The organism is Nocardia sp. NPDC004068, assembly GCF_042874315.1.
Classification (GTDB): Bacteria; Actinomycetota; Actinomycetes; order Mycobacteriales; family Mycobacteriaceae; genus Nocardia.
This window is the reverse complement of sequence record NZ_JBIAMW010000002.1, coordinates 31,956-45,489: the sequence shown is the minus strand read 5'-3', so window position 1 is coordinate 45,489 and position 13,534 is coordinate 31,956. Positions and strand designations below refer to the sequence as shown.

The window sequence follows — 13,534 nt, the reverse complement described above, 5'->3', positions numbered from 1 at the left end:
CCGTTTGGAGGAGCCATGCCCAAGGTCAGTGATGACCATCTTGCCGCCCGGCGTAGTCAGATCCTGGACGGGGCGCGGCGGTGTTTCGCCGAGTTCGGTTACGAGGGGGCGACCGTGCGTCGGCTCGAGGAGGCCATCGGGTTGTCCCGGGGGGCGATCTTCCATCACTTCCGGGACAAGGACGCCTTGTTCCTCGCGTTGGCGCAGGAGGATGCCGAGCGGATGGCCGAGGTGGCGGCCAATCAGGGCATCGTGCAGGTGATGCGGGAGATGCTGGCCAATCCCGGGCAGTACAACTGGCTGGGCACGCGGCTCGAGATCGCGCGGCGATTGCGCACCGATCCCGAATTCGCGGCGAGCTGGACCCAGCGCTCGGCCGAACTCACCGCGGCCACCCTGGCCCGGCTGGAACGCCGCAAGGCCGCGGGCGCGCTGCGCGACGACGTCCCCACCGACGTGCTGCTGGGCTATCTCGATCTGGTGCTCGACGGTCTGATCGCGCGGATCGCCTCGGGGCACGCCAACGAAAACCTCGAAGCCGTGCTGGATCTCGTGGAGGCGTCGGTGCGGCGCAAGAACTGAACCGCGCGTGAGCCGGAACACCCGAGCGCCGGAAATATCCCGGCGGGATCGAGGAGTTTGCCCAGTTATGACCTTCTCCGTGCCCGTGACCGTCCGCGGTTACGAGATCGACGTGAACGGCCACCTCAATCAGGCCGTCTACCATCAGTACGCCGAGCACGCCCGGTGGGAGATCATGCGCGCCGCGGGCGTGGTCCCCGAGAAGCTGCGCGAGCGCAACCTCGGCCCGGTGGTCCTCGAGTCGACCATCAAGTACCGCCGCGAGCTGTACCTCGGCGACGAGGTGCGGGTCACCTGCGCGTTCGACTGGGGCACCGGCAAGGTCTTCCACTTCCACCAGCAGATCCTGAAACTCGACGGCACGGTCTCCGCCGAGATCGACGTGGTCACCGGGGTGATGGACCTGACCGTGCGCAAACTCGTGTCGAATCCGGCCGACCGCTTCCGCGAACTGGCCGACTCCCCCGACCTGATCGGTCTGTGACCGGTTGATCGCTCAACCGAAAATCTTTCGGCGATAGGGCATTCCGAAAAATTTCGTTGCGAGCCGGTCGGCGGCCCGCGCGGGATATGATCCAGATCACGCTCGGCTTCCGTGGCAAACCGCGAGCAGATCGGAGACCAGCCCATGTTCGACGCCGAATCGGATCCCACCGTGCCCCCGCTGTCCGGCTCCCTCGTGGCCGCCTCGGAGCGGTCGGTCAGTGTGCGCGTGCCCGACGGCGTCTGGACCTTCGATCGCGCCGATGTGCTGTCCATCGACGAATCACCAAGCGCCGCACCGCGTTCCGAGCCACCCGTGCGGGTCCGCGTGCGCGCGGGCGCGACCGCCGAATTCACCCGCCGCCTGCGCGTCGAGCTGACCGAACGCCCGATGACGCTCGTGCCCACCCCGTCCCCCGCGCGCGGCGACGACCTGCTGGCCCGCCTGACCGAGGAATGGGCCCGCGAATTGCGCCTGCCCACGCCCTCCGGCGTCGGCGGAGCGACCTTCACCTTCTGCCAGACCAAAACCGACTCCCGCAGCGACGACGGCACCGCCTGCGACAGTCTCGACTGAGGCGGCGGGATGGTGGGCGGCGCGCCGGGGTCGGTTCTGATCGTCACCGAATCCGAGGACGTGCACGCCGACGCGATGGCCGCGACGCTGCGAAACCTGCACGGCATCACCCCGATTCGCCTCGACATGCGCGAATTCCCCAGTGAGACGGGCGGATTCCGGCTCGGCCGGATCGGCACCGCGCGCACGCTCGCGCACGTACCGGGCCTGGACACGGTCACCGCGGTGTGGTGGCGACGCCCCCGGCAGTGCCGGGTCGCCACCGGGATCAGCAGCGCCGACGACGAGTTCCGCCAGGCCGAATGCGACGGCTTCCTCCAGGGCCTGCTGTGGTCGATCCCCGCGCTGTGGGTCAACGATCCGGGCGCGGACCGCACCGCGTGCCGCAAGATCGTCCAGCTCGAGACCGCGCGGCGCTCCGGCTTCGCGGTCCCCGACACCCTGGTCACCAATGATCCGAGCGCCGCACGGGAATTCGTCGCCGGCCGGCCGGGGCCGGTGGTGTACAAGCGCACCGGCACGGGCCGGGCGAACTTCACCGAGACCCGGCTGCTCGGCCCGGCCGATCTCGACCGGCTCGACACCATCCGCTCCGCGCCCACCACCTTCCAGGACTACATCGAGGCAGACTGCGATCTGCGCGTGGTGTGGATCGACGGGCTGGAGTGGACCGTGCGCATCGACTCGCAATCCGGTGTGGGACGGGTGGATTCGCGCCTGGACACCGCCGTCGCGTTCACCCCCGCGCGGCTGCCCGCGGCGGTCAGCAAATCGCTGACCACGCTGATGGGCGCGCTGGGACTGGTCTTCGGGGTGCTCGATCTGCGGCTGGGCCGCGACGGCGAGTACTACTTCCTCGAGGTGAATCCGCAGGGCCAGTTCGCGTATCTGGAGATCAAGACGGGGTTGCCGATCTTCGCGAGCCTGGCCAACTTCCTCGTCGGCGCCGACGCGGCCGTGCCGGGTCACTGAGCCGATTCGAGGCTGTCCAGCAGGACGCGCACGAGCCGATCCAGTTCCCGCCGTTCGGCATCCGACAGCGCCGCCAGCAGTCGCGTCTCGTTCCTGGTGTGCGCGGTCACCACCTCGTCGATCAGCGTGCGCCCGGCCTCGGTGAGCGCGACCCGGACCGCGCGCCGATCCCGCGCGTCGGCGATGCGGCGCACCCACCCCGCCGACTCCAGCCGGTCCAACCGGCCGGTCATCCCGGCCCGCGACAGCATGAGCGAATCGGCCAGCACCGAGGGGTTCAATTCGAAGGGCGCGCCCGAACGACGCAGGGCCGCAAGCACATCGAACTCTCCGCGCTGCAACCCGTACTTTTCGAACACCGCCTCGATCGCCCGTCCCGCGACCAGTGACAGCCGCCCGAGCCGTCCGATGAGGGCCATCGCCTCGAGCTCGAGATCGGGTCGTTCCCGCCGCCACTGCGCGGTGATCTCGTCCACCGCGTCGACTTTCCGATTCGCCATGGACACGATTCTATTCGATGCCATATAGTTAGGCACCGAACTATCAGATAACGAACAGTTGGAGCCGACCATGAGCACCACCGCGTCCCGCGCCGTCATCCGCCCGGCCGACCAGGCCGAGATCCACGCGACGGACCAGGTCACCATGCGATTGCTGATCGACGCGCCCGAGGCCGCGCACAGCCTCAGCACCCTCGAGGTCACCCTCGCGCCGGGCGCCGACGGCGCGGCCCCGCACTTCCACACCCGCTCCGAGGAGCTGTTCTACGTCGCCGAGGGCGAACTCCAGGTCATGGCCGGGGACGAGATCGCCACCGTGGGCGCGGGCGGGGCGATCGTGGTGCCGCGGCGGATGCCGCACGCGTTCGGCGCGGCGCCGGGCAGCCCGGCGCGCGTCCTGATCGCCCTCACCCCGGGCGTCGAGCGGTTCGAGTATTTCCGCGTGCTCGAGCGGGTCGCGCGCGGCGAGGCGACGCTCGCCGAACTGGCCGCCGTCCAGGACGAGTTCGACAATCACTTCGTCGACGCCCCGCGCTGGTGGGCCGAGCGAAACGCGAATCGGCACTGAGGCATTCGCGCCCGCGCACCGAAAGTCGCGGTCCCGCAGCGTGGTTCGCTGCGGGGAACGCTACTTGCTCGACGCCTTGCGGCGATTGGCTCCACCCCGGCTGCGGAGTTGCACATGCGACTCCACCAGCACGTTGTGAATGAATCCGTACGAGCGGCCCGTCTCCCGCGCCAGGGAGCGGATGCTGGCACCCGCCTCGTACTGCTTCTTGAGCTGGGTTTGCAAGCGGTCTCGCGACTTTCCGGTGACGCGCGTGCCCTTACCCAACGTGGACTTCCCTTGTGCGGGCCTGTCACTCATGGCTTCCTCCGGTCGCCGTGCAGCCTCATTCCAGGCTAGACACTCTCCGTTCGGTGATCAACGCCTCTCTGTGATTCGCATCACGAATTCCGCGCTCACCCCTACCCGATGAGTTTCGCCGACAGCGGGCGTCTACACCCACGAAATCACCATCGCGAAGGAGACACCGCTATGAGAACCCTTACCGCGGGCCTGTTCATGGCCATCGACGGCGTCGTGGAGAACCCGCAGGACTGGCACTTCCCGTACTACAACGACGAGATGGGCGCGGCCGTCGACGCGCAGCTCGGCGCGGCCGATACCCTGCTGCTGGGCCGCAAGACCTACGACGGATTCGCGGGGGCATGGCCCGACCGCGAGGCCGCGGGCGGACCGGACGCGCCATTCGCCGCCAAGCTCGGCGACGCCCGCAAGGTCGTGGTGTCGCATCAGGACCACGACTTCACCTGGCGCAACTCCGAGGTGCTGAAAGGCGAACTGGTCGAAGGCGTTTCGGCGCTCAAGGCCGAACCGGGCGGGGCGATCGGGATCAGCGGTTCGGTGTCGGTGGTTCGGCAACTGCTGGCCGCCCGACTGATCGACGAACTGCATCTGCTGATCCACCCGATCGCGGTCGGCGCCGGTGAGCGGCTGTTCGATCCCGCCGCGCCGACGCTGCCGCTGACCCTGCTGCGCTCGGCGACCTTCGCCACCGGCGTGATCCACGCGGTCTACGGTCCGGGCGAACTCGGCGAGGGCGGCTACGAGGACGCCAAACAGCATCTCCCGCAGGACAATTGAGCGCTCACGCCAGCTGGATGAGTTCCAGGTACTCCTGCGACCAGTGATCCTCGGTGCCGTCGGGCAGCATGATGACCCGCTCCGGGTTGAGCGCCTCGGCCGCGCCGGGGTCGTGGGTGACGAGCACGACCGCGCCCGCGTAACTGCGCAGCGCGTCGAGGACCTGCTCGCGCGAGATCGGATCCAGGTTGTTGGTGGGCTCGTCGAGCAGCAGCACATTGGCCGCCGAGGACACCAGGCCCGCCAGCGCGAGGCGGGTCTTCTCGCCGCCGGACAGCGTGCCCGCGGGCTGTTCGAGCTGCGGGCCGGAGAACATGAACGCGCCCAGCAGGCCGCGCAGATCCTGTTCGCCCGCGTCGGGGGCGGCGTGGCGGATGTTCTCCCACACCGTGGCCGTGTCGTCGAGGGTGTCGTGTTCCTGGGCGAAGTAGCCGATCTTCAGGCCGTGGCCGGGCACGAGCCCACCGGCCGTGGGCTGTTCGACCCCGGCCAGCAGCCGCAGCAGGGTGGTCTTGCCCGCGCCGTTGAGGCCCAGCACGACCACCCGGCTGCCGCGATCGATGGCCAGGTCGACGCCGGTGAAGATCTCCAGCGAGCCGTACATCTTGGTGAGGTTCTCGGCCATCAGCGGCGTCTTGCCGCAGGGGGCGGGCTCGGGGAACTTGATCCGGGCCACCTTGTCGGACACGCGGACCTCGTCGGCCTCGGCGAGCAGGCGTTCGGCGCGCTTGATCATGTTCTGTGCCGCAACGGCTTTGGTGGCCTTCGCGCCGAGCTTGGCGGCCTGGGTCTTGAGCGCGGCGGCCTTCTTCTCGGCGTTGGCGCGTTCGCGGCGGCGGCGCTGTTCGTCGGTGGCGCGGGCGTCGAGGTACTTCTTCCAGCCCATGTTGTAGATGTCGGCCTCGCCGCGCACGGCGTCGAGGAACCACACCTTGTTCACGACGGCCTCGAGCAGTTCGACGTCGTGGCTGATGACGATGAGACCGCCGTCGTGGCTCTGCAGGAAGCCGCGCAGCCAGGTGATGGAGTCGGCGTCGAGGTGGTTGGTGGGCTCGTCGAGCAGCAGCGTGGTGCCGGATTTGCCGCCGCTGCCGTCGGAGGCGGAGAACAGGATGCGGGCGAGTTCGATGCGGCGGCGCTGACCGCCCGACAGCGTGCGCAGCGACTGGTTCAGCACCCGGTCGGGCAGGCCGAGGCTGTGGCAGATGCGCGCGGCCTCGCTCTCGGCCACGTAGCCGCCCAGCGCGGAGAACCGCTCCTCGAGGCGGCCGTACTTGCGGACCGCCTTCTCCCGTTCGGCGTCGTCGGCCACCTCGGCCATCAGCGCCTGCTGCTTCTCCATATCGCGGATCAGGGCGTCCAGGCCGCGAGCGGACAGCACGCGGTCGCGGGCGAGCACGTCGAGATTGCCCTCGCGCGGATCCTGGGGCAGATAGCCGATTTCGCCCGAACGAACGACCTTGCCGGCGTAAGGTTCTCCCTCACCGGCGAGAATGCGCAGGGTCGTGGTCTTGCCGGCGCCGTTGCGCCCGACCAGCCCGATCCGGTCCCCGGCCTGCACCCGCAGCGCCGAGCCCGGCGCGGTCAGCAGGGTGCGGATTCCGGCCCGGACCTCCAGGTCGGTCGCGGTGATCACAAACGTCTCCTCGGGAGATAGCGGCGGCTGATCGTTCGAGTGTGCCTCGCGTGCGGGCACACGAACCACCAATTTTACGCACGTGCGCGAAACCCCGCCGTCGGCGACGTCCCCCGCCGTGCCCGGCCCGGCCCTCGCGATCGCCGGGGAGCCGGGGATCGGGCTGGGAGTAACGTGCGCTGGCATGAGTGAGGATCTGACGGGCAAAGGCGCTCTGGTCTCCGGTGCGAGTCGCGGTATCGGCAAGGCGATCGCGACGGAGTTGCTGGCACGCGGGGCGGATGTGGTGATCACCGCGCGCAAGGCCGAACCGCTCGAGACGACCGCCGCCGAGCTGCGCGCGCTGGGACATCCGGGCAAAGTCGTTGCGGCGGCGGGCAATTCGGGCGACGCCGCGGCCCGCGCGGACCAGGTCGCCACGGCCGTGGCCGAATTCGGTTCGCTCGACATCCTGATCAACAACACCGGCATCAACCCGGTCTACGGCGCGTTGATGGACGCCGATCTGGACGCGGTCCGCAAGATCTTCGACGTCAATGTCGTCTCCGCGCTGGGCTACGTGCAGGAGGCGTACCGGGCGTGGATGAGTGAGCACGGCGGCGCGGTGGTGAACGTGGCCAGCGTCGCGGGCCTGCGCTCGACCGGCGTCATCGCCGCCTACGGCGCCTCCAAGGCCGCGCTCATCCGGCTCACCGAGGAGCTGGCCTGGCAGCTCGGCCCGACGATCCGGGTGAACGCGGTGGCCCCGGGCGTGGTGAAGACCCGCTTCGCCGACGCGCTGTACTCCGCCGGGGAGGACGCGGCCGCCGCGGCCTATCCGTTGAAGAGGCTGGGCACGCCCGAGGATGTGGCCGCGCTGGTGGGTTTCCTGGTCTCCGACGCGGCCTCGTGGATCACCGGCGAGGTGGTCCGGGTGGACGGCGGTCTGCTGGCCACCGGCGGCATCTAGGCGCGCTCAGCGAAACGACAAGGCGCCCAACATGTCCTCGTGCAGGTACCGCAGGTACTTGGTGGCGGTGTCCTCGGTGACCGCCGGGGTGGTGGTCACCAAAGTGATGACGAGGAACTCCTTCTCGCTGTCGTCCTTCCACTTGCCGACGGAGAAGTTGTCGATGTAGGTGCCGGGCCGCGGCTTGAGGTCCTCGTCGGTGTACTGGCCGATGGCCGCGCTGGCCTTGTCCGCGCTGGACATGCCGAGCACGTACTGGGTGAGCATGAGGCCGCCGCGTTCGGAGCGGTAGATCATCTCGGCGGCGTACTTGCAGCCCAGCCCGGTGAGTTTGCCGTTCACCTCGATGTCGGCGCAGGTCGCGTCGTCGCGGCCCTCGACCCAGTCGGCGTGCAGCGAGACATCGCCGAGTTTGAAGTTCCAGTCCTTGGCCTGTTCCTTGTAGCTGAACTTGTCCGACGCCGGGGCGGGGGTGCTCGATTTCGGCGTGGTCTTGCCGACCGAGGTGTCGGTCGCGGTGACCAGGTCCGGGGTCGTGGTGCCGGTGGCGTGGTTGTCGTCGCTGTGCTTGCTGTTGTTGATCAGCACGACCGCGCCGATACCGAGCACGAGCACCGCGATCGTGGCGATGACGATGCCGACGATGAGGCCGTTGTTGTTCTTGGGCGGTGGCGGCGGCGGATAGCCGCCCCCCGCGTAGCCCGGATTCTGCTGATCCCAGCCCGGCTGTTGATATCCGCCGGACTGCCCCCACGCGGGCTGCTCCTGCGGGCCTCCCCAGCCCGACTGGTCCTGGCCGTACGGGCCGGAGCCTGGGGGATATGTCATGACTGCCACCTTCCGCACCCGGGCACCGTGCGCCCTCCGCGGTCGTCCCCCCGGGCATGGACGCAGACCCTACCGGATGATCTGATCCAATTCCGTTGTGACCACCGATCTCATGGTATGCGGCCTGGGCCCCGCCGGGCGAGCGCTCACCCACCGCGCCCTCGCACACGGGCTGTCGGTGATCGCGATCGATCCGCGCCCCGAGCGCGCCTGGACGGCGACCTACGGCGGCTGGGCCGACGAGCTGCCCGGCTGGCTGGATCCGGGGGTGGTCGCGGCGAGGGTGGATCGGCCGGTGGCGTGGGGGACGCGGCGGTTCGAAATCGACCGGGGGTACGCGGTTTTCGACAGCGAGGGGTTGCGGCGGGGGCTCCGGATCGACGGGGCGCAGGTGATCGCGGATCGGGTGGTGGAAGTCGGGGGCTCGAAAGGCGCGCAGTGGGCGCGGCTTTCGTCGGGTGAGAAGGTGACGGCCGGGCGGGTGATCGACGCGCGCGGGCTGACCCGCTCTCCCGAGCGAGCCGAACAGACGGCGTTCGGCGTGGTGGTGCCCGAGAGTGCCTGGGACGAACCGCTTTTCATGGACTGGCGCGACGACTACGACGCACCCGCCGAAGCCCCGCCGTCGTTCCTGTACGCGATCCCCTTGAGCAACAACCGCTTCCTCCTGGAAGAGACCTGCCTCGCCGGTCGCCCCGCCCTCTCCCCCACCACCCTGCGCGACCGCCTCCATCGGCGGCTACGCAATCGCGGCCTCACTTTGTCCGGCGACGAACCGACGGAGACAGTCCGCTTCCCGCTCGAGGGCGGCCGCCCCGGTCCACGCCGCTTCGGAGCGCTGGGCGGGATGCTGCATCCGGCCACCGGCTACAGCGTCACCCGATCCCTCTGCGCGGCAGACGATTTCGTACTCGGGCAGCCCGAATCCCCGGCCCGCACCCGAGCAGTTCACCTACTCCGCGAGTTGGGCCTGCGCGTCCTGCTCGACCTGCCCCCCACGGATCTACCCGCGTTCTTCGACGCGTTCTTCGCCCTCCCTGCCCCTCGGCAGCGCGCCTACCTCTCCGGCGCGACCGACCTGACGGGGACAGCGGTCGCCATGACGAGTCTGTTCGCCACGCTGCCCTGGACGTTGCGACGACGTTTACTCACCGCCGCGATGGGACTTTCAGGGATGAACCGCACCGGAAGCTGAGACAAGCGAGCCGATCACCCAGGGCACCGCATGAGCTACGGCCGTCGCGGTGAGCGATACCTCGCCCGTCGGGGCGCGCGGAACTCCAAGTACACCCCTGGGGGCTCCTCGCCGTCGTCCGGGTCTTCCGCGTCGCGGTAGTCCCAGACCTCGAGCACGCCGCCGGGAAACACGTACAGCTTTGTGCGCCTCGCCATTTCGACCCCTGCCGTCGTGTTGCTGCCCCGTGGTAAGGACAGCGCTGCCGATTGGAAGGCACCCCGTAGCCAGTGGGCGTCACATGCCACGGGGGCCACATTCGACGCTAGGAACCGGGAGTGTTCGCGGACCAGGAGTGTGCACGAACTTGCATGAATCGGCCCGTAACCGGTACTCGGGCCGCACGATTGGGAGATGCTGGGCTGAGGCGTGCAAGACCGTGCACGTCGGCAGACGAGAGGTGGCACCGTGAGTTTGCATCTACTCGGCAAGACCGGGTCGAAGTCCGGGGATTGCCCGAGCTTGCTTGCCAGCGACCGAGGAACCTACGTCGCTCAGGGGTGGAAGACCGAGCGGGACGACACGGTCGAAATTCCCCATGCGCTATTGGGTTTCGCATTGCCGAATACCTTCATCGGCGCAACCATGACCGATACCGGCCGGGGAACCTTCCGGCTCACGGGTCGGCCGGTCACCGACCCGGACGACCTCGCGCAGCTGACCCTCGCAAGCGACGAATCGGCTATCGAGGTGCCGAAGATTCGGAGGACCTTCTATGGAGCTGCGGACAGCTACGCCGTGGACTGACCTAATGGCACACGCCCAATTCGACGCCGTGCACCTCGAAGTTCGGGATACCTACGCAGTGCCAGCGGAATCGGAGCCGCTGCGGCGGTTCCTCGCCGGTGAGCCGAGACTCAGCGAACCGGACGAGTACTGGGAAGCGTGGGCTGAGGCAGTGAAGGACGCCACCGCCCGGGGTGTCACAGTACGACGCGTTCGAGTGGTCACCGAGCCGTTGTCGGACTATCAGCGTTGGCTACTGACCGAGACCGACGACAACATCGAGGCCGGGGAGGATATCCGTTATATCGCAAGGCATCTCGTTCGCGAAGTGCCTGCCGACGATGCTTGGGTCATCGACAAGACCACCGTCGGGTTCAACTTGGTCGACTCCACCGGTAAGCCTGCCGGGGCGGCGGTAACGACCGACCCGGCCGTCTGTGGTCTGTACCGGGAAGCGATCGAACGTCTCTGGTCGCTGGCCACTCCGTTCGCCGCCTACGTCAACGGTCTTCAGTGACCGATTCGGTTCAACAGCAACGGGAAGCACTCGGGCAGCGGCTCAGGGAGATACGAAAGTCTTCTGGGGTCACCGCCCGAGAACTCGCCCGTCGTGAGGGCTGGCACGAATCGAAATGCAGCAAGATCGAGTACGGCCGAATCAGACCGTCAGAGACGGACTTGAGGGCCTATTGCGTGCAATGCGGCGCTGAGGCACAGCTCCCGGACCTTGTCGCATCTCTGAGGAACCTTGACGCCGCGTACGTCGAGTGGCGGCGGGTGCTGGCGACCGGGCACAGAGCCCGGCAGCAACAGTCCGTGAAGCTCGAAGCCGAGGCCAAGATCATTCGCAACTGGCAACCTCAGGTGATCCCGGGTTTGTTGCAGACCGCCGACTACGCGTCGGCGATTCTGCGGTACGCCGTCGACTTCTACCGGGTGCCCGACGACGTCGACAAGGCGGTATCGGTCCGGATGGACCGTCAGAGGATCCTGTACCGGGGCACTTGCCTGTTCCACTTCCTGATAGCCGAACAAGCCTTGTACACCACGGTCGGTGGTGACGATGTCATGATCGGACAGCTCGACCGGCTCAGGTCGATTCTCGGCATGGCTCGGGTCACGCTGGGAATCGTTCCAGCCATCGCCGAGGCCAGAGCGGCTACGGAGAACTTCGTCATGATGGATGACCGCGTGGTGAAGGTCGAGGGCACCACGGCAGAGCTGACCATCACTCAGCCCCGAGAGATTGCCTTGTACGGCAGGGCGTTCGATGTGCTGGCCGGTCAATCCGTAACCGGGAAAGCCGCTCGTGCCTTGATCCGGAAAGCGTTGGAAATACGGTCCAGATAGCCCGGGACTAGAACAAATCGGCGACCAGGGCGGTGGTGTTGTCGGTGCCGCCGGTGTGTAAGGCGATGTCCACCAACGCCTCCGCCGTGGTGGCTGTCGGTTCGCCCGTGGCGAGGAGTTCCTTGACCGTGGCGATCTCGAGGCGTTTGTGGACGCCGTCGGTGCACAGGAGGAGGCGGCCGTGGGAGGTGCCGGTGATGGCGTGGCCGACGGTTTCGGGGGTGACCGTGCGGATGGAGGTGGTGACCATGTGGCTCATGCGGGGTTGGGGGGCGCGGCCGTGGGCGCGCAACAACTCGGCGACGGTGTGGTCGGTGGTGATCTGGTGCAGGACACGGCCGTTCCAGCGGTAGGCGCGGCAGTCGCCTACCCAGGCGACGTCGGCGGGGCCGTCGGGTTGGTCGGCGGAGGGGACGACCGCGACCACCAGGACGGTGTCGGCGGCGGGTTCGGGGAATTGGCGGTGGAGTTCGTCGCGGGCGGCCAGGATGGCGGCGACGCCGCCGAGGCGGGCGCCGACCTCGGCGGCCACGGTGGCGGCCGCGCGGGCGGCGCGGGCCGCGAGCAGATGATCGCCGACGCCGTCGGCCACCACGAATGCCGTGCGCCCGGCCACCGGGTCGGTGTGGCTGGCGACCGCGTCGGCGTTGATCGAGCGGCCGCCGCGGCGGCTCACCGAATCGGCTTCGGTTCCGGCGAGCCGGATGAGCTCGCGACGGGTGACGGTGGTGGTCACTGCGTTGTGCACGACCCGGCCTCCTCGGACTGCCTGGTGCTGCCGTTCAGCACCCTTCCAGTGAAACGGCGGTCGCCGTGTGTTCGCACCGAGTTCACCCACAAACTTGCTGTGAATACGGCCACGAACCGGTTACGACGATAGGCGATGATCGAGGAATGATCACTGCCGCGCCGATCCTTTCCGGAGTACCCGATTCGTTCGCCCGAAGCGTCTTCCACGAACGGCACCCGAAATTGATCGACCAGGTGTGCGGTGCCCACCCCTACGGCCCGGCCGAACGGGCCGCGCTGCGCGAGGTGCTGAGCGAGAGTACCGAAGGGGTGTTGGAACCCCCGCGGACGATGAGAACCGAATGGTCGGTCTGGGGCGCGGAGCTGTGGGGACGGCCGTGGGGTGAGGCGTCGTTCCTGTGGGCGGAGAGCTACTTCTATCACCGGCTGCTCGAGGCGGTCGGCTGGTTCGGGCCGGGCGCGTGGCACGGGATCGATCCGTTCGCGCCGACCAAGGGGGCGGAGCTGGCGGGTCCGGCGGTGGCCGACGAGCTCGCGGCCCTCGACGAACTCGCCGACGCCCCGCGCGAGACCGTGCGCGCGGCGCTGCTGCGGTCGGCGCTGTGGGGCAATCAGGCCGATCTCGGGTTCCGGCTCACCGCCGGGCCGGGTTCGCGCGCCACGCGGCTGCTGGCCGACGACAGCGCGGTGTTCTGGGCGAGCCTGGACCGCGCGCCCGACGCGCTGGTGTGCGTGATCGCCGACAACGCGGGCCGGGAGCTGTTGCCCGATCTGGTGCTGATCGACCATCTGCTGGTGACGGGGGCGGCGGCCCGGGTGGCGCTGCACGTCAAGCCGCGGCCGTACTACGTCTCCGACGCGACGACGGCCGATGTCCTCGCCGCGCTGCGCGTGCTGCGGGAGGCCCCGGGATCGGCGGCCGGGATCGGCGAGCGGCTGTGGGGGGCGCTGCGCGAGGGACGGCTCACCGTCCGTGCCCACGAATTCTTCTGCGCGCCACTGTCTTTCCACGACATGCCCGCGGATCTGGCCGACGAGTTCGCGGGCGCGGCGATGACCGTGGCCAAGGGCGACCTGAACTACCGCCGCCTCGTCGGCGACCGACACTGGCCGCCGACGACCTCTTTCGCGGACCTGACCGCCTACTTCCCCGGCCCGGTCACCGCCCTGCGCACGCTGAAATCCGATGTGGCCGTGGGTCTTACGGAATCCCAGGTGCACGAGCTGGACGCCACCGGCACCGCTTGGCGCACCACCGGCGAACACGCCCTCATCCAGTGCAACCCGGACTAGCCGAAA

17 protein-coding genes are annotated in these 13,534 nt (G+C 68.6%); 12 read left to right on the top strand and 5 right to left on the bottom strand.

All coding sequences use genetic code 11. The features are described 5' to 3' along the window. The first annotated feature begins 15 nt into the window (after positions 1-15). The 4 genes from ACFYTQ_RS04315 to ACFYTQ_RS04300 all read left to right on the top strand — a co-directional run bounded on the left by ACFYTQ_RS04315 (position 16) and on the right by ACFYTQ_RS04300 (position 2,614). A complete protein-coding gene (locus ACFYTQ_RS04315; RefSeq protein WP_387357136.1) occupies positions 16-582 on the top strand; it encodes a TetR/AcrR family transcriptional regulator in 567 nt (188 codons plus the stop codon). A 67-nt stretch (positions 583-649) separates the two neighbouring features. Further along, on the top strand, positions 650-1,066 hold the full coding sequence (locus ACFYTQ_RS04310) for an acyl-CoA thioesterase (protein WP_387357134.1): 417 nt from the start codon (positions 650-652) through the stop codon (positions 1,064-1,066). 111 nt (positions 1,067-1,177) lie between these two features. After that, complete coding sequence (locus ACFYTQ_RS04305; RefSeq protein WP_387357132.1) at positions 1,178-1,642, top strand: hypothetical protein; 465 nt, start codon at positions 1,178-1,180, stop codon at positions 1,640-1,642. A 9-nt stretch (positions 1,643-1,651) separates the two neighbouring features. Beyond that, entirely contained in the window at positions 1,652-2,614 is a 963-nt protein-coding gene (locus tag ACFYTQ_RS04300) for a hypothetical protein (RefSeq protein ID WP_387357130.1), read from the top strand. On the opposite strand, the gene ACFYTQ_RS04295 is transcribed toward ACFYTQ_RS04300, so the two are convergent. Then, positions 2,608-3,114, bottom strand: coding sequence for a MarR family winged helix-turn-helix transcriptional regulator (locus tag ACFYTQ_RS04295; protein ID WP_387357128.1), 507 nt, complete (start codon positions 3,112-3,114; stop codon positions 2,608-2,610). The two genes, ACFYTQ_RS04300 and ACFYTQ_RS04295, sit on opposite strands and share 7 nt — an antisense overlap. A 70-nt stretch (positions 3,115-3,184) precedes the next feature. Between ACFYTQ_RS04295 and ACFYTQ_RS04290 the strand changes: the two genes are divergently transcribed. Further along, positions 3,185-3,682 (top strand): cupin domain-containing protein, encoded by a 498-nt coding sequence (locus ACFYTQ_RS04290; protein WP_387357126.1) that lies wholly within the window; start codon positions 3,185-3,187, stop codon positions 3,680-3,682. 60 nt (positions 3,683-3,742) lie between these two features. On the opposite strand, the gene ACFYTQ_RS04285 is transcribed toward ACFYTQ_RS04290, so the two are convergent. Continuing rightward, positions 3,743-3,982, bottom strand: coding sequence for a helix-turn-helix domain-containing protein (locus tag ACFYTQ_RS04285; RefSeq protein WP_387357124.1), 240 nt, complete (start codon positions 3,980-3,982; stop codon positions 3,743-3,745). Between the two features lie 171 nt (positions 3,983-4,153). Here ACFYTQ_RS04285 and ACFYTQ_RS04280 point away from each other — a divergent pair, with 171 nt between their 5' ends. After that, the gene (locus tag ACFYTQ_RS04280; RefSeq protein ID WP_387357122.1) at positions 4,154-4,762 is read left to right on the top strand and encodes a dihydrofolate reductase family protein; all 609 of its coding nucleotides are present in this window, start codon (positions 4,154-4,156) and stop codon (positions 4,760-4,762) included. A gap of 4 nt (positions 4,763-4,766) precedes the next feature. On the opposite strand, the gene ACFYTQ_RS04275 is transcribed toward ACFYTQ_RS04280, so the two are convergent. Continuing rightward, positions 4,767-6,398, bottom strand: coding sequence for an ABC-F family ATP-binding cassette domain-containing protein (locus ACFYTQ_RS04275; RefSeq protein WP_387357120.1), 1,632 nt, complete (start codon positions 6,396-6,398; stop codon positions 4,767-4,769). A 184-nt stretch (positions 6,399-6,582) separates the two neighbouring features. Between ACFYTQ_RS04275 and ACFYTQ_RS04270 the strand changes: the two genes are divergently transcribed. After that, a complete protein-coding gene (locus ACFYTQ_RS04270; RefSeq protein WP_387357118.1) occupies positions 6,583-7,347 on the top strand; it encodes an SDR family oxidoreductase in 765 nt (254 codons plus the stop codon). Positions 7,348-7,353: 6 nt separating this feature from the next. On the opposite strand, the gene ACFYTQ_RS04265 is transcribed toward ACFYTQ_RS04270, so the two are convergent. Next, entirely contained in the window at positions 7,354-8,175 is an 822-nt protein-coding gene (locus ACFYTQ_RS04265; RefSeq protein ID WP_387357116.1) for a hypothetical protein, read from the bottom strand. A gap of 112 nt (positions 8,176-8,287) precedes the next feature. Between ACFYTQ_RS04265 and ACFYTQ_RS04260 the strand changes: the two genes are divergently transcribed. The 4 genes from ACFYTQ_RS04260 to ACFYTQ_RS04245 all read left to right on the top strand — a co-directional run bounded on the left by ACFYTQ_RS04260 (position 8,288) and on the right by ACFYTQ_RS04245 (position 11,485). Continuing rightward, a complete protein-coding gene (locus tag ACFYTQ_RS04260) occupies positions 8,288-9,370 on the top strand; it encodes a lycopene cyclase family protein (protein ID WP_387357920.1) in 1,083 nt (360 codons plus the stop codon). A 447-nt stretch (positions 9,371-9,817) separates the two neighbouring features. Next, positions 9,818-10,156, top strand: a complete 339-nt coding sequence (locus ACFYTQ_RS04255; protein WP_387357114.1) for a hypothetical protein — start codon at positions 9,818-9,820, stop codon at positions 10,154-10,156. A gap of 4 nt (positions 10,157-10,160) precedes the next feature. After that, positions 10,161-10,652 carry a DUF6879 family protein gene (locus ACFYTQ_RS04250; protein WP_387357112.1) on the top strand — a complete coding sequence of 164 codons (492 nt, stop codon included), beginning with the start codon at positions 10,161-10,163 and terminating at the stop codon, positions 10,650-10,652. After that, a complete protein-coding gene (locus ACFYTQ_RS04245; RefSeq protein WP_387357110.1) occupies positions 10,649-11,485 on the top strand; it encodes a helix-turn-helix domain-containing protein in 837 nt (278 codons plus the stop codon). Before ACFYTQ_RS04250 ends, ACFYTQ_RS04245 begins: the two co-directional genes overlap by 4 nt. Before the next feature lie 7 nt (positions 11,486-11,492). Here ACFYTQ_RS04245 and ACFYTQ_RS04240 read toward each other — a convergent pair whose 3' ends face one another. Further along, entirely contained in the window at positions 11,493-12,233 is a 741-nt protein-coding gene (locus ACFYTQ_RS04240) for a PP2C family protein-serine/threonine phosphatase (protein ID WP_387357108.1), read from the bottom strand. 146 nt (positions 12,234-12,379) lie between these two features. Here ACFYTQ_RS04240 and ACFYTQ_RS04235 point away from each other — a divergent pair, with 146 nt between their 5' ends. Beyond that, positions 12,380-13,528: a damage-control phosphatase ARMT1 family protein gene (locus tag ACFYTQ_RS04235; protein WP_387357106.1), complete on the top strand. Its 1,149-nt coding sequence runs from the start codon at positions 12,380-12,382 to the stop codon at positions 13,526-13,528. Positions 13,529-13,534: the final 6 nt, after the last annotated feature.

Excerpts from the sequence above, each read along its gene's own strand:
- ACFYTQ_RS04315 (WP_387357136.1), top strand. The coding sequence starts at position 16 with ATGCCCAAGGTCAGTGATGACCATCTTGCCGCCCGGCGTAGTCAGATC.
- ACFYTQ_RS04310 (WP_387357134.1), top strand. The coding sequence starts at position 650 with ATGACCTTCTCCGTGCCCGTGACCGTCCGCGGTTACGAGATCGACGTG.
- ACFYTQ_RS04300 (WP_387357130.1), top strand. The coding sequence starts at position 1,652 with ATGGTGGGCGGCGCGCCGGGGTCGGTTCTGATCGTCACCGAATCCGAG.
- ACFYTQ_RS04295 (WP_387357128.1), bottom strand. The coding sequence starts at position 3,114 with ATGGCGAATCGGAAAGTCGACGCGGTGGACGAGATCACCGCGCAGTGG.
- ACFYTQ_RS04290 (WP_387357126.1), top strand. The coding sequence starts at position 3,185 with ATGAGCACCACCGCGTCCCGCGCCGTCATCCGCCCGGCCGACCAGGCC.
- ACFYTQ_RS04285 (WP_387357124.1), bottom strand. The coding sequence starts at position 3,982 with ATGAGTGACAGGCCCGCACAAGGGAAGTCCACGTTGGGTAAGGGCACG.
- ACFYTQ_RS04280 (WP_387357122.1), top strand. The coding sequence starts at position 4,154 with ATGAGAACCCTTACCGCGGGCCTGTTCATGGCCATCGACGGCGTCGTG.
- ACFYTQ_RS04270 (WP_387357118.1), top strand. The coding sequence starts at position 6,583 with ATGAGTGAGGATCTGACGGGCAAAGGCGCTCTGGTCTCCGGTGCGAGT.
- ACFYTQ_RS04265 (WP_387357116.1), bottom strand. The coding sequence starts at position 8,175 with ATGACATATCCCCCAGGCTCCGGCCCGTACGGCCAGGACCAGTCGGGC.
- ACFYTQ_RS04260 (WP_387357920.1), top strand. The coding sequence starts at position 8,288 with ATGGTATGCGGCCTGGGCCCCGCCGGGCGAGCGCTCACCCACCGCGCC.
- ACFYTQ_RS04250 (WP_387357112.1), top strand. The coding sequence starts at position 10,161 with ATGGCACACGCCCAATTCGACGCCGTGCACCTCGAAGTTCGGGATACC.
- ACFYTQ_RS04235 (WP_387357106.1), top strand. The coding sequence starts at position 12,380 with ATGATCACTGCCGCGCCGATCCTTTCCGGAGTACCCGATTCGTTCGCC.